13 protein-coding genes are annotated in these 18,284 nt (G+C 69.8%); 1 reads left to right on the top strand and 12 read right to left on the bottom strand.

The features are described 5' to 3' along the window. Nucleotides 1-36: 36 nt before the first annotated feature. The 3 genes from LXT21_RS20490 to LXT21_RS20500 all read right to left on the bottom strand — a co-directional run bounded on the left by LXT21_RS20490 (nt 37) and on the right by LXT21_RS20500 (nt 3,737). Nucleotides 37-1,089 carry a fatty acid desaturase gene (locus LXT21_RS20490; RefSeq protein ID WP_254039828.1) on the bottom strand — a complete coding sequence of 351 codons (1,053 nt, stop codon included), beginning with the start codon at nt 1,087-1,089 and terminating at the stop codon, nt 37-39. 579 nt (nt 1,090-1,668) lie between these two features. Beyond that, nucleotides 1,669-2,301 carry a hypothetical protein gene (locus LXT21_RS20495; protein WP_254039829.1) on the bottom strand — a complete coding sequence of 211 codons (633 nt, stop codon included), beginning with the start codon at nt 2,299-2,301 and terminating at the stop codon, nt 1,669-1,671. Continuing rightward, a complete protein-coding gene (locus LXT21_RS20500; protein ID WP_254039830.1) occupies nt 2,298-3,737 on the bottom strand; it encodes a S41 family peptidase in 1,440 nt (479 codons plus the stop codon). Before LXT21_RS20500 ends, LXT21_RS20495 begins: the two co-directional genes overlap by 4 nt. Nucleotides 3,738-4,041: 304 nt before the next feature. Here LXT21_RS20500 and LXT21_RS20505 point away from each other — a divergent pair, with 304 nt between their 5' ends. Then, the gene (locus tag LXT21_RS20505) at nt 4,042-6,399 is read left to right on the top strand and encodes a hypothetical protein (protein WP_254039831.1); all 2,358 of its coding nucleotides are present in this window, start codon (nt 4,042-4,044) and stop codon (nt 6,397-6,399) included. A 96-nt stretch (nt 6,400-6,495) separates the two neighbouring features. Here the strand turns inward: LXT21_RS20505 and LXT21_RS20510 are convergent, their stop codons facing one another. The 9 genes from LXT21_RS20510 to LXT21_RS20550 form a co-directional block, all read right to left on the bottom strand. Further along, on the bottom strand, nt 6,496-11,322 hold the full coding sequence (locus LXT21_RS20510; RefSeq protein WP_254039832.1) for a non-ribosomal peptide synthetase: 4,827 nt from the start codon (nt 11,320-11,322) through the stop codon (nt 6,496-6,498). A 55-nt stretch (nt 11,323-11,377) separates the two neighbouring features. Next, a complete protein-coding gene (locus LXT21_RS20515) occupies nt 11,378-12,778 on the bottom strand; it encodes a class I adenylate-forming enzyme family protein (protein ID WP_254039833.1) in 1,401 nt (466 codons plus the stop codon). Nucleotides 12,779-13,013: 235 nt separating this feature from the next. Further along, on the bottom strand, nt 13,014-13,601 hold the full coding sequence (locus LXT21_RS20520) for a coronafacic acid synthetase (RefSeq protein ID WP_254039834.1): 588 nt from the start codon (nt 13,599-13,601) through the stop codon (nt 13,014-13,016). Further along, nucleotides 13,598-14,719 (bottom strand): beta-ketoacyl-[acyl-carrier-protein] synthase family protein, encoded by a 1,122-nt coding sequence (locus LXT21_RS20525; protein ID WP_254039835.1) that lies wholly within the window; start codon nt 14,717-14,719, stop codon nt 13,598-13,600. Before LXT21_RS20525 ends, LXT21_RS20520 begins: the two co-directional genes overlap by 4 nt. Next, nucleotides 14,713-15,243 carry a 3-hydroxyacyl-ACP dehydratase FabZ family protein gene (locus tag LXT21_RS20530; RefSeq protein WP_254039836.1) on the bottom strand — a complete coding sequence of 177 codons (531 nt, stop codon included), beginning with the start codon at nt 15,241-15,243 and terminating at the stop codon, nt 14,713-14,715. Before LXT21_RS20530 ends, LXT21_RS20525 begins: the two co-directional genes overlap by 7 nt. Beyond that, the gene (locus tag LXT21_RS20535) at nt 15,192-15,629 is read right to left on the bottom strand and encodes an acyl-CoA thioesterase (RefSeq protein WP_254039837.1); all 438 of its coding nucleotides are present in this window, start codon (nt 15,627-15,629) and stop codon (nt 15,192-15,194) included. Before LXT21_RS20535 ends, LXT21_RS20530 begins: the two co-directional genes overlap by 52 nt. Then, complete coding sequence (locus LXT21_RS20540) at nt 15,626-17,020, bottom strand: aminotransferase class III-fold pyridoxal phosphate-dependent enzyme (protein ID WP_254039838.1); 1,395 nt, start codon at nt 17,018-17,020, stop codon at nt 15,626-15,628. The genes LXT21_RS20535 and LXT21_RS20540 overlap by 4 nt, the downstream gene beginning before the upstream one ends. Continuing rightward, nucleotides 17,017-17,289, bottom strand: coding sequence for an acyl carrier protein (locus LXT21_RS20545; protein WP_254039839.1), 273 nt, complete (start codon nt 17,287-17,289; stop codon nt 17,017-17,019). The genes LXT21_RS20540 and LXT21_RS20545 overlap by 4 nt, the downstream gene beginning before the upstream one ends. Continuing rightward, nucleotides 17,282-18,280 carry an NAD(P)H-quinone oxidoreductase gene (locus LXT21_RS20550; RefSeq protein ID WP_254039840.1) on the bottom strand — a complete coding sequence of 333 codons (999 nt, stop codon included), beginning with the start codon at nt 18,278-18,280 and terminating at the stop codon, nt 17,282-17,284. The genes LXT21_RS20545 and LXT21_RS20550 overlap by 8 nt, the downstream gene beginning before the upstream one ends. Between the last annotated feature and the right edge of the window lie 4 nt (nt 18,281-18,284).

Raw genomic sequence — 18,284 nt, forward strand, 5'->3', positions numbered from 1 at the left:
GACTCCTGCCCGCGCCAACACTCCACGCTCCGAGGGTCAGCTGACCGCCGCGACGGCCTTGGCCTTCTGTTCCGCCAGCCAGGGGAGGTAGTGGCGCTCCAGGAACTCCTGCTTGAAGTCGCGATAGCTGCTGATGGCGCCGAGCCAGTGCGCGCCGCGGATGCACTGCCACGCGGGGTCGAACTGGTACGGCAGGAAGCCCGCGCGAGCGCCGTGCGGATAGAGGTGGTGGTTGTTGTGCCACTCACCGGTGATGAGGCCCGGCCAGCACTGGTTGATGGATTGGTCGCGCCGGTTGAAGTCCACCCCGTCGCGCCGGCGGTCCTTCCCGCCCCCGTGCCCGTCGTAGTTGAACGTCCGCACGCCCACGACCCACACCCCGGACCAGCCGAAGAGCGCCAGCGCCAGCGCGTGCCCGCCGAGCAGGAAGAACACGCCGTACCAGACCGCCCAGTTCGCCAGGAAGTGCACCACCGTCCAGCCCGGGTGACAGAGCGAGCCCCACTTCTGGTACTGCGCATGGCTGTTGAGGCGCACCCCCGTGTGCTCCATCAGCTTGCACAGCTGCGCGTAATCCCTGGCGTTCAAGTCCTTGCGGATGCCCTGGTGATTCACGTCCGCCAGGAAGCAGTAGAGCCAGCCGGCCTTCGCGTTGTAGGGGTCGCCCGGCTGCTCCGACCTGGCGTGGTGCACGTGGTGGGAGATGACATAGGCCTCTTCCGGGATGGTCTTCACCACCAGGTTGCGGCACAGCTCCCGGAAGAAGGCGTTCCTGAACTTGAACGCACGGTGGGTCGCATACCGGTGGAACCAGATGGTGCCGTGGGTGCCCATCACCACCATGCTGTAGACGAAGCCCACCAGGAGCAGCCACACGCTGAAGTGGTGGGTGAAGAAGAGCGCCAGCGGGATGCCGAACGCCAACGTCGTGGCCCACCCCGTCAACGCCAGCCAGTTCTTACGACTTCGTAGGATGTTCAGCCGGGAGAAGAATTCCGAGAGGATTTCCCGATGGGTCGGCACGTAGAGTGCGCCGTTCTTTTCGTAGCCGTAACTCGGAGGGTCGAGGATGCGGTCCAGAAATGACATGGAGTCCTGAGCAGGCTGCCGGGCGCGTGGAGAAGCGTCAGTGTCTCATGGAACTCCGGCGGCCGTGTCAGGTGTCACCCGATATTTGAGGCCGGGGGAAGGCGCGGAGCGTCACGAGCGGGGAGCGGCGCTCCCCGGCAGCATGAAACGAGCCCGGGGGGCCTCCTCATCCCGCCGGTCACCCAGGACTCCGCCTCTTGCCTGGCTCGCGGCTGCCAGCGAGGGGTGACCTCGTCGGCTGCCCTCGCCCAGGCCCGCGGCGCTTGCCCGCAGGCCCGGGCCCCGCGCTCGTCGCTGTTGGCGCTCCGGATTCAAGTCGCCGTGAATCCCCGAGAGCGGCTTGTGGAACTTCTCGATGCCTCGCCTGGTCGCGTCGAAGGTGTTGTAGAAAGGCTTTCCTGGCTCCAGTCGGTACCGGGACTCGAATGCGACCTGAAGCATGGCTCCGTCCTTGCGGGTCTCGGCGCTCTCAAGACACATACCATCTGAGGTCCTGTTGAACGCCTCCGGGCCGGGAAGGCAGCGGGCGTGCCGGTGGAACGCAGCTGCGTCCGGGGCAGCCGCAGCCGCGCGTTCCCGTCAGGGCCAGGGTTTGACGGGCGCGGCGAGGAGCTGCCCGAGGGCTTCGTCCCGGGCGGTGTCGTCGTCTCCCGCCAGCGCGCGCAGGAGCGTCAGTCGCTCATCCTGGTGTGCCAGGTCATAGGCCCACAGTCCATGCCGCGTCATCAGCATCTCCGCGCTGTCGAGCCGCATCGACTCCCGAGGTCGCGTGCGGATGAGCCGCGCGAGGCGCGCGCTGGCGTCACTCGAAGGCGAGGCACGGCGCAGCCCCTCCGTCGCGATGCCCTTGGCCCACTGGTCCGGGATTCGGGCCACGGTGTCCTCGAGCAGGTCCAGGGCCATGGGGTCACCCGTGAGCACGCCGAGCGCGGAGGCGACCTCCAGGTCGAAGTACTCGGGCCGCGCTTCGGGCTTCCACGGCAGCGGGAGTGCTTCACGCAACAGCGTGACGGTGGCGGGTGTCGGGGCCAGGATGGCCAGCGCGACGGGGGCCCGGTCCTCCCGCTCGGAGAGCAGGCGCGTCAACGTGGCGAGCACCTGGAGGTGCTCTTCGGGCGTGAGGTGTCGAAGGTTGCCCAGCGAGAACCCGTCGGCACGCTCCCGTCCCTGGGCATCGACCTCCCGCATGAACAACTCGTAGGCCGCCGTCATTCGCGAGCACCTCCCGGGACTGCGTCTCGTTGACCCAAGGCCGCTTCCACCACCGACTGCACGGCCCTGGCGTGGCCATTGTGCAGGTCCTCTTCGGGGAAGACCTCCAGTTCCTGTTGGGGCGGGATGCCGCGTGCCTCGAACAGCTGTCCCTTCGGGTCCAGATAGCGCTCGTTGGACAGCTCCACGCTCCAGCCATTCGGCAGCGGCTTGACGAGCACGTCGGAGAGGGCGCCCCGGGTGGTGGTGCCCACGTGGGTGACGTTCGGCAGCGCGCGCATGGCGAGGGTGAAGACTTCTCCGGCGCTCACGGTGACGTCACTCGTCACCAGATGGACAGGGCCGGTGTAGCGCGGTCTTGACGTGGGCTCGACGTGGAAGGGTTGGGGTGGCGCTCCAGAGTTGAACGGGGCCTTGGTGTAGGCGAGCCGCCGGGTGTCGGTGAAGCGCGCGGCGATGGCTCGGGAGATGACGTCGTGGCCTCCGCGGTTGTTGCTGACATCGACGATGACGGCCCGTGCGCCCTGGAAGGATTGCAGCGCCGTGTCGAGTGCTCCATCGAGGACCCGGAGCTCCTCTTCCAGCGGGACCTCGTCCTCGCCGACATAGCCACCCATCGTCATCACGTTGAGGTAGCCGACGTCGCCCACGCGCCCATGGAAGATGCGCTTGTTCGCCACATGGTGACCCGCGCCCTTCAGCACGGTCTGGAGGATGCCGTCGCGGTAGGCGGCGAGCCAGGCTCGCTGTGCATCCCGGGATGACTGTCCGGTCTTCTTCCCCTCGGCCTCCACGCGCTCCAGCGTCCGGGCCTCTCCCTCTCCGAAGCTGAGGGGCTCTCCGTCCACCTCGGCACTGATGCGGGTATGCGCGTCCCCGAGCCCCGTCGTCAGCTCCTGGAAGACTCCGAACAAGGTCCGCGCATCCGTCGTGTCGGTGACTCTGGGGCGGAGCGCGGAGACACGGGCGCGGAAGTCCACGTGATGCTCCGCGAAGAAGGCGTAGTGCTCCGTGAAGGTCGCGGCGAAGAGCTCGAACAGCTTCGGCGGAGTCCATTCGGTGGTGGCCGCGCACGCGGAGGGCAGGGCGGGGAGCCGCTCGAAGAGGTACCGCGTGTCTCCGGGAACGGTGCTGAGGGACAGGGTGTCGGGAGCCGAATCGGGCATCACGTAGACGAAGCCGGACAGCGCCCCTGGCTCTTCGTCGGGCTGCGGATGGCAGCCGGCGGCCGTCGTGTGATGCAGCTTCAGGTCCGTCGCGGAGACGGTCAGGACGTACCCGTAGCCACGCGAGCGCCAGACGCCTCGTGCTGTCTCCGCCGTGACGCCGTCCCGAACGAGGAGCACGGGCTCGGGTGGGGTGGAACGGGCGACCGAGGAGGTCGCGGCGCAGCCCAGAAGGCCCGCGATGAGCAGGAGGAAGACGGTGGATTTCACGAGATGGGGCCTCACGAGGCCACGCTAGACCAACTCCGCCTCGGGGCCGCTGACACGTCAACCTCGCTGCCTCGCGACGGCTGACACGTGAGGCCCCCGGTTCCTCGTTCCTGTTGGAACGTGTGCCTCCCCTGCATGCCGGGCGACGTCGGACGTGCGGCACCAGTCCATCCAGGAGCCTGGACGCCTGCTGGCCCAGGTGGGAGTCCGTGGGTCTCCCACCTCGAGTCCAGTTCCCGCCAGCCTTCAGGGCGCATCCACTATGCCGGGGCTCCCACGGCCTCGCTGTAGTAGGTTGGTGTGAATGGTACGTACTTCTGTGTTGGTGTTGATGGGGTTGTTCATCCTCGCGTCCGCCGAGGCCTTGGCCGCGTCCCCGGAAGCCGGCGCCGCGAAGTCCATCGCGGAGGCGACGAAGAAGGTGGAGTCGGCGCGCGCGGCGCTCGCGACGGCCGTGCAGAAAATCGAGGTGGAGCCGCCGCGCAACGCGGACCTGGACGCCGCCGTCGTGGCCGTGGAGGCGTTGAAGGACGCGCTCAACGCGGGGGCCAGCTTCGAGACGGAGGACCTGGAGTACGCCAAGCTCGTCCTCGCCGCGCGCAAGCAGCTGCGCACGCAGCGGGAGTACGTCGACGAGCGCCGCGCCAAGGTCCACATCCACGAGTTCCGCCGCCGCATCGACGGTGCGCTCGCGCCCCTGAACGAGCGCATGGCGAAGCTCGTCAAGGAGGACTCCGGCAAGCAGGGGATGGACGAGGCTCGCGCCGCGGTGGACGGGCTCAAGAAGCTGGCGGAGGAGGGCCGGCCGTTGAAGAGCCAGGACCCGAAGTTCGCCCAGTACCTCACCGAGGTCGACGCGACCATCGCCCGCCACGAGAAGACGCTCGACGAGCGGTGGTTGCAGCAGTCGGCGCAGAAGCAGCGCGGGCAGTTGGAGGAGAGCCGCAAGTCGCTGGCGAACGCGCTCGCCGAGGTGAACAAGGCCTGGTCGGACGAGAAGTTCTCGGCGACGGACAAGGCCACGGTGGCGTTGCAGAAGACGCTCGACGAGGGCACGCCGCTCGAGGCGCGCGACAAGGCGTACCGCTCGGAGGCGGACAAGGCCCGCGCGGAGATCACCCAGGCCCGGCGCCGGATGGATGAGCTCGTCGTGCAGGCGGGCGTCTCCCGGGTCAAGGTGGAGCTGGAGCCCGCGCACGAGGAGCTGCGCGCGTCCGCCAAGGCGCTCCGGGCGAGGCGCCCCACGCCCGAGCAGCTCTCCGAGGCGAAGACGGCGGCGTTCGTCGCCCGGAAGCTGGTGGACAAGTACGAGCCCCAGGCGGCGAGGAGCCAGGCGATTGGCCAGTACCTCGGCGAGGTGAAGAACACGCTCGTCGAGGTGGAGGTGGCGCTCCAGGTCCGCACGCTGGACGCGGCGCGCGCCGAGGTGGTCCAGGCCCTGCGCAACGTGGAGAAGCGGGCCGTGACGCCCGAGCAGTTCGAGGAGGCCAAGACGGCGATGGTCGTCCTGGAGAAGACGCTCGAGACGGTGCACGTGAAGAACCCGGCCATCAGCCCCTCGGCGGTGGAGGCGCGGCAGCTGCTCAAGGACGGCCGGGCGACGATGGAGCGGCGCCGGTACGAGGTCGACCTGACGCAGCAGCGGATGAAGGTGGACGAGGCGCGCAAGACCGCGGCGGCGCTGGTCATCCAGATCCAGAAGGAGTCTCCCACGCCTGCGCAGCTGCAGGAGGCGGACAACGCCGTGAAGCAGATTGGCGTGGTGTTGGAGGCGGGGGCCGCCTTCGTGAAGAAGGACCGCGACTACGCCATCTACGCCAAGGAGACGAAGGAGCGCATGGCGGACCTGGCGGAGCGGATCAACCGCCGGAAGATCGTCCTGTCCGCGGCGGATGCCCGGGCGCAGCTGTCCACGCGGCTGGCGCTGACGAAGGAGAAGCTGGAGTCGGCGAAGAGCATCTCCGCGACGGACGGCGACGTGGAGACGGCGTCGAAGGGCGTGGACGACGTGATGCAGTTCTTCGAGGCGAACGCGGCGCTGGAGCGGCAGGACGCGGGCTACGCGGCGAACGCGGAGCGAGGGCGCGCCGAGTGGCTGAAGCTGGTGGAGGCGCTGGAGTTCGCGAAGCAGGCGAGGACGTTGCGGCAGCTGACGGGTGAGGCGCTGACCGCCGCCGGCAAGGCGTTCGCGTTGGCCGGGTCCTCCAAGGATTTGCGCAAGCGCAAGGAGCTGTACGCGAGCGCGGCGGAGAAGCTCCGGGCCTGCCAGGACGAGGGCGCGAGGATGGTGAAGGAGAACGCGAGCCTCGCCAGCGTGGATGTGCTGGTGGAGGGGATTCCCACCCGGCCGCAGGACGTGATGGCTCAGTGCGCGCAGACGGCGGAGGCGATCCAGGCGCCGCAGAAGAAGGCGGACGTGGAGCTGCGCTTCCAGGAGGGCCAGCGCAAGGCCTATGACTCCGCGAAGGCGCTGCTCTCCAAGGGCAAGAAGCCCGAGGCGCTCGCGCAGCTCAACGACTGCATCGCGGAGGGGCGCATCCTGGAGAACGGCTACCCCGACTTCAAGGACCAGAAGTTCGACACCGGCAACGGCAGCATGAGCATGATTGAACTCATCCAGGTCTGCGCCAAGGAGCGCAAGGCGTTGCAAGCGTCGCCCTGAGCGCGAAGGGCCTCTGTTCGGGTTCATCCAGACCCGGTCGGCACTCGTTGCCGGCCGGGTCTTTTCCATTCGAGCAGGCAGTTCGCTCGATGGCATCTAGCCCGCGCGCGTCTCCAGCCCCAGGCTCGCATCCGGGTCCGCCAGCGCGGCATCCAGCGACTCCAACAGGTCCGCGAGGATGCGAGCCGCGGTGGTGGGCTCGAACAGGTCCGTGTTGAACTCCAAGATGCCCGAGAACCCCTCGGGCGTCTCCGTCAGCGCCCATGTCAGCTCATACGTGACGGAGCCGCGATTGACGGACTCGTTGAGGACCGTGAGCCCCGGGAGCTCCAGCGGCGCGGTGGGGGCGTTCTGCAACACGAACATCGCCTGGAACACCGGCGGGCGGTTGACGGGCAGCTCCACCCCGAGTGAGGCCATCACCTGGTCCAGTGGGACTTCCTGATGGGCATAGCCCGCCAGGGTCTCCTCTCGCACCCGCTGGAGCAGCTCCCGATAGGCGGGGCGGCCCTGCAGATTGACTCGCAAGCACAGCCCGTTGACGAACATCCCGATGAGGGGCTCCAGCTCGGGCCGGAGGCGGTTGGCGATGGGCGAGCCGATGACCACCTCCTCCTGCCCCGAGTGTCGCGCCAACACCGCGCCGAAGACGGCGAGCACCGCCATGAAGGGCGTCACCTGCTCCTGACGACAGAGCGCATTCAAGGCATGGCTGCGCTCCACGCCCAACTCCACGCTCAGATGACGTCCGTTGAAGGTCCGCACCGAGGGCCGTGGCTTGTCCGTGGGGAGGTCGAGCCGCGTGGGCGCTCCAGCGAGCGCCTTCTTCCAGAACCCCAACCGCTCCTTCAGCTCCGCCCCCGACAGCCAGTCGCGCTGCCAGGCCGCGTAGTCGGGATACTGGATGCCCAACGGCGGCAGCCCATGCGCGCCCCCCGTGACGCTGGCCGTGTAGAGCCGGCTCAGCTCTCGCGAGATGACGCCCATGGACCAGCCGTCCGCCGTGATGTGGTGCATGCTCCAGAACAGCAGGTGCTCCTCGTCCTCCAATCGGAGCAGCATCCCGTGAATCAGCGGCCCTCGCGTCAGGTCGAACGGGCGCAGCGCGGATTCCAACATCAGGCGTCGCGCCTCCTCCTCGCGGTCCTCGCGCCCTCGGAGGTCCACCTCCCGGAAGGGGAAGTCCATCGAGGGATGGAGGTGCTGGAGCGGCACCCCGTCCTCCTCGGAGTACGTGACACGCAACGTCTCATGCCGGGCGATGAGCCCCTGGAACGCGGCCTCGAGGTGCCGGGCCTCCAGCCGTCCCTTCAACCGGAACGCGCGCGGGATGTTGTAGGCGCTGGACTCGGGCGCGCGCTGGAAGAACCGCCACAGGCGCTCCTGCGCGAACGACACCCGCAGCGCTCCTTCCCGAGACACCTTGCGCAGCGGAGGCACTGGCCGCGCGAGCACCACGGGGGGCTCCGCGCGAGAGACGTGCCTCGCCAGGTCGGCCACCGTGGGCGCCGAGAACAACGTGCGCAAGGAGACCTCCACCCCGAGCTCCGCGCGCACCCGCGAGACGACCTGCGTCGCCAGGAGCGAGTGCCCACCCAGGTGGAAGAAGTTGTCGTGGATGCCCACGCGCGCCATCCCCAGCAGGGACGCCCACATCCGGCAGAGCGTCTCCTCCGTGAAGGTGCGCGGGGCCTGATGCGTGGAGGCCTCTCCCTGGGGCGCCTCGGGCGAGGGCAGGGCGCGTCGATCCACCTTGCCGTTCGGCGTGAGCGGCAGCACCGGCAGCACCGTGAAGGACGCGGGCACCATGTGCTCGGGCAACCGCTCCCGCAGCCACGCGCGCAGGGACGACTGCGAGGGCGCCTGTCCCCGTGAGACGAGGTACGCGGCCAGCTTGCGGTCCCCGCCCATCTCCAGCGCCACCACCGTGCAGTCCTCCACGGACGGGTGCTGCCGCAGCGACTCCTCGACCTCGCCCAGCTCCACCCGGAAGCCGCGAATCTTCACCTGCAGGTCGGCGCGGCCCAGGTACTCGATGCGGCCGTTGGCCAGGTAGCGGCCCAGGTCCCCCGTCTTGTAGAGGCGCCCCCCCGGTTGGCTGCCGAAGGGGTCGGGCACATACGTGCGCGCGGTGAGGTCCGGGCGGTGGAAGTAACCACGACCCAGTCGCTCTCCCGCGACATACAGCTCCCCGGGGACACCGACGGGCACCGGCCGCAGGTGCTCGTCCAGCAGGTAGACCGGGCCGTTCGTGATGGGCCGCCCGATGGGCACGGGCTGTCCGAGCGGCGGCGGCGAGTCGATGGCGTGGAAGGTGGAGAAGACCGTGCACTCGGTGGGGCCGTAGCCGTTGAGCAGTCGGCGCGGGGGCCCGTGTCGGAGCACCTCTCGCAGCGCCAGCGGGTCCGCGGCCTCGCCTCCGAACACGAGCGTGTGCACGTCGCGGAACGCGTCCGGAATCTGCCGCGCCAGCAGGTGGAGCACCGCGGTGGTGACGAACATCACCGTGATGGCCTCGTCGTGAATCTGGGCGGCCAGCTCGTGCGGCTCGCGCGCCGGGTCCGCGGTGATGCCGACGAGCCGGGCTCCGTGGAGCAGCGCCCCCCAGATTTCGAAGGTGCTCGGGTCGAAGGAGGCGTTGGAGGCCTGGGCGACGCGGTCCTTCGGCGAGAAGCGGACGAAGTTCGTCTGGAAGAGCAGGGCGCAGATGCCGCGATGGACGATGGCGCTGCCCTTGGGCCTGCCGGTGGAGCCGGAGGTGTAGATGACGTAGGCGAGGTTGTCGGGGCAGACGGTGGAGGCGACCGGAAGCGCGGAGCACCGGGCGATGACCTCCCGTTCGGTGTCGATGCGGACCACCGGCCCCGCGAACGGGGGCAGCTGCTGGAGCCTGGACGCGTGGACCAGCAACAGCGAGACGCGGGAGTCCTGGAGCATGAAGGACAGCCGCTCGGTGGGATACGAGGCCTCGAGCGGAAGGTACGCGCCTCCCGCCTTGAGGATGCCGAGCATGCTGACGACCAGGTCCACGGAGCGCTCGACACACAGGCCGACGAGCACCTCGGGCCCCACGCCGTGCGCGCGCAGGTGGTGGGCGAGCTGATTGGAGCGCGTGTCGAGCTCCCGGTAGGTGAGGCCCTGCCCACCGTAGGAGACGGCGACCGCGTCCGGAGTCCTCGCGGCCTGACGTGAGAACAGCTCGTGGACGCAGACGTCCCGAGGGAAGTCCGCGGAGGCGCTGTTCCAGTCGCGCAGCACCTGCGTGCGCTCGGCGGGGGTGAGCAGGGGCAGCGCCGAGAGGGGTTGGTGCGGGTCGGCGGCCACCGCCTCGAGCATCACCTGGAGGTGCCCGGCCATGCGCTCGATGCGCGCTTCGTCGAAGAGGTCCGTGTCGTACTCGAACGTGGCGCGCAGGCCCTCGGCGCTCCTCGCCATGTAGAGGACGAGGTCGCACTTCGATGTGCCGGTGTTCGTCTCCCACGGCTCCGCCAGGGCGGAGAGCTGGAGCGCGGCGGACGGGTCCTCCTCCAGCGTGGGCGCGTTCTGCAGCACGAACATCACCTGGACGAGCTGCGCGTGGCTGAGCGTGCGTTCGGGCTGGAGGGCCTCGACCAGCTTCTCGAAGGGGAACTCCTGGTGGGCGAAGGCCCCGAGCGTCGTCTCACGCACCCGGGCGAGCAGCTCGACGAAGCGCGGGTTTCCCGACAGGTCATTGCGCAGCGTGAGCGTGTTGACGAAGAAGCCGATGAGTCCTTCCACCTCCGGTCGGATGCGTCCGGAGATGGGGGAGCCCACGAGGAGGTCCTCCTGGCCGGAGTAGCGATGGAGCAGGGCGCAGAAGCCCGCGAGCAGCGTCATGAAGAGCGTGGTGCGCTCCTGGCGGCAGAGCGCGTCGAGGGCCAGCGCCGTCTCCTCGCGGATGTGGAACGTCCGCCGTGCGCCCTGGAAGCGCTGGAGCGGTGGCCGGGGGCGGTCCGAGGGAAGCGACAGGAGGGAGGGGGCTTGGGCGAGCCGCTTGCGCCAGTAGGGCAGGAGCCGCTCCTCGGCTTGCGGGGGCAACCACTGTCGCTGCCAGGCGGCGAAGTCCGCGTACCGCACGGGCAGCTCGGGGCGCGATGACGACCGGCCGGCGTCGAAGTCCGCGTAGTGCGCACGCAGCTCGCGCAGGAGGACACCCACGGACCAGCCGTCGGACACGATGTGATGCATCGTGAGCAGGAGATGATGCTCTCGCGCCCCGAGCTTGAGCAGGGTGCCTCGGATGATGGGGCCGGTGCGGACGTCGATGGGCGTATGCGCCTGCTCCGTGGCGACTCGCGACGCCTCCTCCTCGCGGGCGTCTGCGGAGAGGTGGCACAGGTCGATGACCGAGAGTGGGAAGGCACCCGGGGGTGTGATGCGTGCGACGGGGCCCGACTCCGTGGAGGCGAAGGTGACGCGGAGAGACTCGTGTCGACGGAGCACCTCGTCCAGGGCCTGCTGGAGCACGCCGAAGTCGAGCGCGGAGGTGATGCGATAGGCGATGGGGATGTTGTGGGTGGCCTGCCCGGGGTGGAGCTGCTCCATGAACCAGAGCCGCTCCTGCGAATAGGAGAGCGGGGCTTCGCTGCTCCGGACACCCGGGCGCAGCTTGAGGTCCTTGCTGGGGGTCGCGGCGCCTCGAGAGGCGTCGATGGCCGAGGCGAGCTGGGCGATGGTGGGCGCATCGAAGATGCTCGGCAGCGGCAGTCGCAGTTGGAATATCTCGTTGATGCGCGAGACGAGCTGGGTGGCGATGAGCGAGTGGCCGCCGAGCTGGAAGAAGTCGTCGTGGACGCCCACGCGTTCGACCTCCAGCAGCACGCTCCAGAGCTCGCAGAGGACCTGCTCCGTCTGGGTGCGAGGTGACTGATTGCTGCCGGTGTTCGCGGAGGCGAGCGTCATCGGAGAGTCCTTCTCGGGTGGAACAGGTTGGGGGGACGCGTGTGGCGTCGGCCGCTCACTTGTGCAGGGCGGCGGTGTTGCCGTCGGCGGAGACGACCTGGATGCGTCGGGGGCGCTCGGCGAGTCGCAAAAGCCGCGAGAGCGCCTCGGACACGTGCTCCAGGGGTCGGCCCTCGTCGGCCACGGTGAGGATCATCTCGTAGTCATCTCCCTCCGTGCCGGAGACGACCTGGGTTCGCGCCGTGAGCACACCCGGGAGCGTGGTGGCCAGGCGCCGCACGGAGGCCATGCATATCTTCTCGCTGCCGCGGACGAGGAAGTCGGAGAGCCGCCCCTGGAAGTACAGGTAGCCGTCCGCGTCGATGTCGAAGATGTCGCCGGTGGCCAGCAGACGGGGGCCGCGCCACGCGTGCAGCTTGTCGCCCTCCACCAGTCCGATGCGCCGCTTCATCAGCGTGTCGGAGGAGACCAGCAGCTCCTGTTGTCCGCCGGGGCCTCGTGGGAAGAGTGACACCTGTGTACCGGGCAGGGGACGTCCCACGGACGCGTATCGGTGTGGGGGCTCCGCATGGGCCGCGAGCGTGGCCACCCGGGGACCGGCCTCGGACAGCCCATAGGTGAGGTACAGCTCTCCGCGTGGACGCAGGCGAAGCAATTGCGCCACGTGCTCGGGGGAGAGCACGTCCCCTCCGACGCCGAGTGAGCGCAAGTCCTCGAGGAAGGCTCCGCCTTGTTGGAGGAGCGCGCGCACCAGGAGGGGCGTGAGGGCGGAGACGGTGATGCCCTGCTCGGCGAGCAGTCGCAGATAGGCCGCGGGCTGGAACGGGGGGCCGCTGATGACCAGGTCCGCGCCGCGAAGCAGTGAGGCGAAGGCCTGGGCCACCATCGAGTACGAGTAGTAGAGCGGCAGGTTCACCAGCACGGTGTCGCCCGGACGCAGGCCCACGGCGTCCGAGTGACGACGCGCGTTGCGGAAGAGCGCCTCCAGGTCGAACACGCAGCCGCTGGCGAAGCCCGACGTGCCCGAGGTGAGCAGCACCATCTCGCCGGGCTGGGCGCCGGGAGGTGGTGCCTCGGAGAACATGGCGACTTCCGCTCCGCCCAGGTGGAAGCGGTCCACACCCCGAATCAGGGGCGCGGGGCGGCGCATGGTGACCAACGCGCGTGCGGGGAGCGCCTCCACGAGGGCCTGTTGTCGCAATGCTGGCGCGGACGGTGACACCAGGGCGGGCACGCCACGGGCGGCGAGGATGGCGAAGAGCTGGGTGAGCAGCTCGGCTCCGTTCGGCAGGGCGAGGAGGACGACATCGCCCGGTCTCAGTCCATGTGCTCGCCATGCCTCGGCGAGGGGCTCCACCCGGTGTCGGGTGGACGTACCCGTCTCGCAGGTCAGGTCCCGAACACGGTCCAGGAACGCCTGGATGGAGGAGAGAGGGATGTCAGCGAGCTCGGTCATGGGGCATCACCAGGGGAACGACTGTCACCCGCGGCGTCGGAGCCGCGGAGGGTCCGGCACACGGTGGAGGCGTCGCACCCGGTGCGCGAAGCGCCACGCCGGGCTCTGGGAAAAGCATCGGGCCCGCAGGTGGTCGTTCGCCTCGTGAACGCACCTCGCGGCCGACTCGCGGCTCCATACGGAGCCAGGAACGTGGCTCTCGAAGAGGGGTCTGCGCCGGTGGCAGTGGCTCTCTTCATGGACGCACCTCGTCAGTGGCGCGCGACGCCGGGAGTAGGGCCTGCACCAGCAGCGCCGTGTCCACGGGTTGCCCTTCGCCGCGTGAGAGCACCACACATGCGGCGCGAGGCTCCTCTCCGGACACCGCCGCCGTCGTCGCGATGAGCGCGTAGTCGATGACACCGCGCATGAGCCAGGCCGTGGAGAGCGACAACGCGAGTCCAGCCCCCTCCGTCACGGGCAGCGTCAGCGCGAGCGTCGGACCTCGAATCCCGTGGACGATGCAGGCCAGACCCGTCGGCGCGCTCGGAGGCGCGGCAGGGAAACGGATGGGCGATGCGAAGCCACGCAAGGCCTCGCGAGCGGCGCTGGACAGGGCCTCCGGTGGCGCCTGGGTGCCCACGTGGATGAGCGAGCATCGGTCCGCCGATGCGCGGAAGCTCTCGCCCAGCGACTCGAGGACCTCTCCCACCGCGAGCACCAGCGTCCAGGCCATCGGGTCCGCGTAGCGGACGGAGGTCTTCACCTTCGCCACGTAGGGATTCGCTCCACCACCGCGCGTCCGCGCGCCGCCACGGAGCACCAGCGAGGTCGTCGGGTTCATCGCGCCGCCTCGAAGACGAGCGCGGTATCGAACCCACCGAAGCCGAGCGTCAGGCTCAGTCCGAGCCGCTCCTCGTGCCTCACCGGCCGCCCCACGGGGAGCGGGCAGGGGAAGTCCTTGTCGGGCTGCTCCAGTCCGACGATGGGCGGCACTACTCCCTCGCGCAGCGCGAGGATGAGCGCGATCGCCTCCATCGCTCCCGTGGCCCCCAACGTGTGTCCGAAGGCCCCCTTCGTCGCGAAGACACACGGACGCGGGCCCGTCCCGAACAGCGCCCGGAACGCCTCTGCCTCCGCGCGGTCATTCGCCGGCGTCGCCGAGCCATGCGCGTTGATGAGCCCGATGTCCCGAGCCGAGACCCGCGCGTCCTGGAGCGCCCGCTCCATCGCCAACCGCGCCCCCAACGCCGCTGGGTCCGGCGAGGTCATGCTCGCCGCGTCGTTGGCCGAGCCCGCTCCCCGGAAGAGCGCGAGCAGCGAAGCCGAGCGCCCCCGCGCATGCTCCAGGGACTCCAACACCAGGAACCCCGCGCCCTCGCCCAACAACATGCCGTCATGCCGCGTGTCGAAGGCGCGCGAGCGGGTGGGGGACATGGTGGAGAGCGCCGAGTGCGCCAGCCGCTTGCTTGGCGTCATGACATCCACGCCGCCGCAGACGCACACCTCCGCGGCACCGGAGCGGATGAGCTCCGCCCCGACGAGGATGGCGTCCGCCCCCGAGGAGCACGCCGTGGAGAGACTGACAGGCCGCTCACGCGCCCCCACCGCCCGGGCCACCTCGTCCGCCCAGGCGTGGAGCGGCGCCGTCCACTCGCCCTCGTCGTCGAGCCACGCGCCCAGGCTCGTGCCCAGGACCAGTCTCGTCGTGGCTCCGCGCGCGTCCAGCCCGGCCTCCGTCAGCGCGCGACCGAGCGTCTCCACCGCGAACCTCCGCAGCCGGGGCGCGGGACCCTCCCCCCGTGAGGGGATGACCGCGGCCAGCGTGTTGCGCAGCCGATGCGGAGAGGCCACCTCGACGAAGCCGTGCTCACCGGCGAGCAGTCGCCGCCACACATCCTCGAGCCCGTGGCCCAGGGCCGTGCTCCACGCGGCCCCGGTCACCGCGATGGGCGCTACCATAGCGGCGAGCCCAGCTCCGAGACCTTGGCGCGGATGAGGCTCGCGCGGAACGCCGCCACCCGACGCGTGCCCACCATCGCCTTGCCCGAGTAGACGAAGAGCCCTCCCGCGAGCCGGTTCTTCTGGATGCGCAGCACCACCTGGTCCCCGGGCACGACGACCTGGAGGAACCGGCTCTCCACCGAGCCAATCAAGGTCAGCTCGTCCTCGGCCAGGGGCGAGGTGCTCATCTGGTAGAGGATGATGCCCGCCTGGGCGAAGGCCTGGATGAGGTTGCTGCCGGGGTAGATGGCGCGCTCGGGGAAGTGGCCCGCGATGCAGTCCAGGTTCCCGGAGATGGAGACGAGCGCCTCCAGGAAGTCGCCCGGCTCGTGGTCGACGATGCGGTCCAACAGAATCATCGGGTGGCGGTGCCGCAGCCACTCGCGCAGGGCGGTGAAGCCCAGGGGCCTGGGCTGGCGCTCGGCCTTGTTCAGGACGACGGGGACCGCTCGAGGGCGCTGCTGAGGTTCGGGGGAAGGCATGTGGGGTCTCCGCTCTCACGATTGACGACAGCCAGGTCCAGACTTCCGGAGGCGAGCAGCACCGGCTCGGGCGCGGGGCCCTCGCGGTAGACCGCCACGCCCAGCTTCAGACTCGCGGGGCCCACGTGCTCCAGACGGGCCTCCAACCGCAGCCAGTCCTGGAAGCGCGCGGCCTCGCGGTAGCGGATGCGCAGCTCACGCACGCGCAGATCCAACCCCTGCCCCTCGAGCTTCACGAGGTCCGAGCCGCGACGCTCCAGCTCCTCCAGCGCCGCCGTCTCCAGCAGCGACGCGTACCGCGAGAAGTGCACGACGCCCGACGCATCGGTGTCCACGTGCTCCACCCGATGACGCCGGGGCGCCGGGGCGGGGGACTCCATCCTCATGGCCCCGCCTCCACGAAGCGCCGCGTCCCCTCGCGGATGCGCTCGACGATGTGACGCAGGTCCTCGTCGTTCGCGATGAGCGGCGGGGCGACGCGCATGGCGGGGAACAGGTAGCGCAGCCCGTGGGAGCGTCTGCCCGCGCCCGCCATGAACTCGACGAAGACTCCGGCCTCCAGGAGCCGCTGGCGCAGCCGGGTCAGGCCGTGCGAGGCCCGCTCGGTCAGCTCGACGCCGTTCATGTAGCCCTGACCCCGCACCTCCAGGAACAGCGCCGGGAAGGCCTCCACCACGTCGCGCCGCAGCCGCTCGCGCAGCTCCTCGCCCAGCGCGCCCGCCCGCTCGATGAGGCGCTCCTCCGAGAGGTAGCGCAGGCCCGAGCGCATCAGCGCGCACGTGAGCGGACGCAAATCGGAGGTGGACACCGCGCCGCTCGGACGCACGCTCAATTCCCGACGCGCGATGACCATGGACGTGGAGACCGCGCCCATGCCCAGGCTCTTGCCGATGACGGTGACGTCGGTGGGGATGGGCCCCTCCTCGTCCGTCATCGCGAAGAAGCGGCCCGTCTTCGCGAAGGTGAGCACCTCGTCCGCGACGAGGAGCACGTCATGCTCCCGGCACAGCGCGGCCAGCCTGCGCAGGTAGCCCGGCGGTGGGACGAGGATGCCCGCGTCGCCCTGGATGGGCTCGACGATGACCGCGGACAGCTTCGAGCCCTGCTCAACGAAGAACCGCTCCAGGAGCGCCGCCTCGCCGAAGGGGAGGAAGGCCACGTCCAATCCGAAGGGAGGCTCGGCGCCCGGCAGCGGCAGGCCCAGGCGATAGTGTCTGCGATTGAGCAGGGGGACCAGTCCCCCCGTCCAGCCATGCCACGCGCCCTCGAAGGCGAGGACCGTCCTGCGTGCCTCGCGGCCCGCCTTCGCCGTCAGCCTCCGCCGGTCGAAGCCCGACTCCAGCACCAGCCGCAGCGCGAGCTCCAGGCCCTCGGAGCCGGAGTTGCGGCCGCTGGCGTGGTACTCGCCGCCGGGGAAGCGGTCCGCCCAACGTCCCCCAGGACCGAACAGCTCCTCCAGGAGCAGCGTGCGCTCCAGCGAGCCCAGCTCATCGGTGACGTAGCCGCGCTCGAGCCCTTCGCGGAACGCGGGCTGGAGACATGGATGCGCCGCGCCCAGGCACGCGCTGGCATAGCCGCCGCTCGCGTCCATCACCTCCAGCACCTGACCGGCGCGCTCGCCTTCCAGGGGGACCATGTGCTGGACGAGCCCTCGGGCCTGGAGGGAGACGAAGGGCAGGCGCCCGCCGCCGTAGTGGTCCATCTGCAGGGCCTGGCCCGCGCGCAGGCGCTCGAGGTCCGCGGGCGCGAGGCTGCCTCCGGGCGCGGGCGTCCTCACCACGCACCTCCCTGGGCCGCGGTCTTCAGGCCTGCGATGAGCGACACGAGCTGGTTCACCGTGCGGAAGTTGTCGGTGTTGAAGTCCTCGTCGGTGATGCGGACCTTGAACACGTCCTCGCAGAGCACGCGCAGCTCCAGGAACCCCACCGAGTCGAGCCCGATGACGGACTGCAGGCCGTCGTCCTCGCCAATCTGCTCTGGGGGCAGCTCCACGAACAGCTTGTCGATGAGGATCTGCTTGATGCTTGCCGTCAGCGCTTCATGCATGGCTGGCATTCCTTTCCAATGTGAGAACGAACTTCCCGATGTTGCGGTTGGCTTCCATCTCCCCCAGCGCCACGTTCACGTCCTCCAGGGGATGCCGGGCGTGGATGACGGGGCGCAGCCCGCCCAGGGCGAGCACCTCCATCCACCGCTGACGGAAGCGCGCGTTCACCTCGCGCTTCTCTTTCAGAGGCCGCAGCCGCAGCGACGAGCCCTTGAGCTGCAGCCGGCGCTGGACGATGCGCAGGAGGTCCACCTGCGTGGACATGCCGTCGAGCAGCCCCACGAGCACGAGACACCCCTCGTGCGCCAGCACCCCCAGGTTGCGCTCCAGGTACGCGCCGCCGATGAAGTCCATCACCAGCGGGACGCCCTCGCCTCGCGTGAGCTGGAGCACCTCCTGGACGAAGTCCTGCTCCCGGTAATCGAACACCGCGTCGGCGCCCAGCGCGCGCACGGCCTCCACCTTCCGGCGGGTGCCCACGGTGCAGTACGTCGTCGCGCCCACGTGCCGGGCCATCTGGACCATGGTGGTCCCGATGCTGCTGGCGGCCGCGTGGATGAGCACCGCCTGTCCCCGCTGGAGCTGGCCCAGGGTGAAGAGCGTCTCGTTCGCGGTGAGGCAGGACTCGGAGGTGGCGGCGGCCTCGGCGAAGTCGAAGCCGGAGGGGATGGGCAGCGCCATGCCCTGGTCCAGCAGGCAGTAGTCCGCGAATCCTCCTCCCTCCACCACGCCGAAGACGCGCTGTCCCCGGGTGAAGCCCTTCACGTCCTCGCCCCACGCCTCCACGGTGCCCGCCACCTCCACGCCGGGGATGGCGGACTGTCCCTCCGGCACGTGGTACTCGCCCTGGCGCTGGAGCAGGTCCGCGCGGTTGAGCGCCGTGGCGTGCACCTTCACCAGCAGCGCCTCGCGCGTGGGGATGGGCTGGGGCACCTCGCGCAGCTTCACCACCTCCGGCCCACCGATGCCTTCGAAGACGACGGCGCGCATGGCG

Origin of the sequence: Myxococcus guangdongensis, assembly GCF_024198255.1 — a bacterium.
GTDB classification, from domain to species: domain Bacteria; phylum Myxococcota; class Myxococcia; order Myxococcales; family Myxococcaceae; genus Myxococcus; species Myxococcus guangdongensis.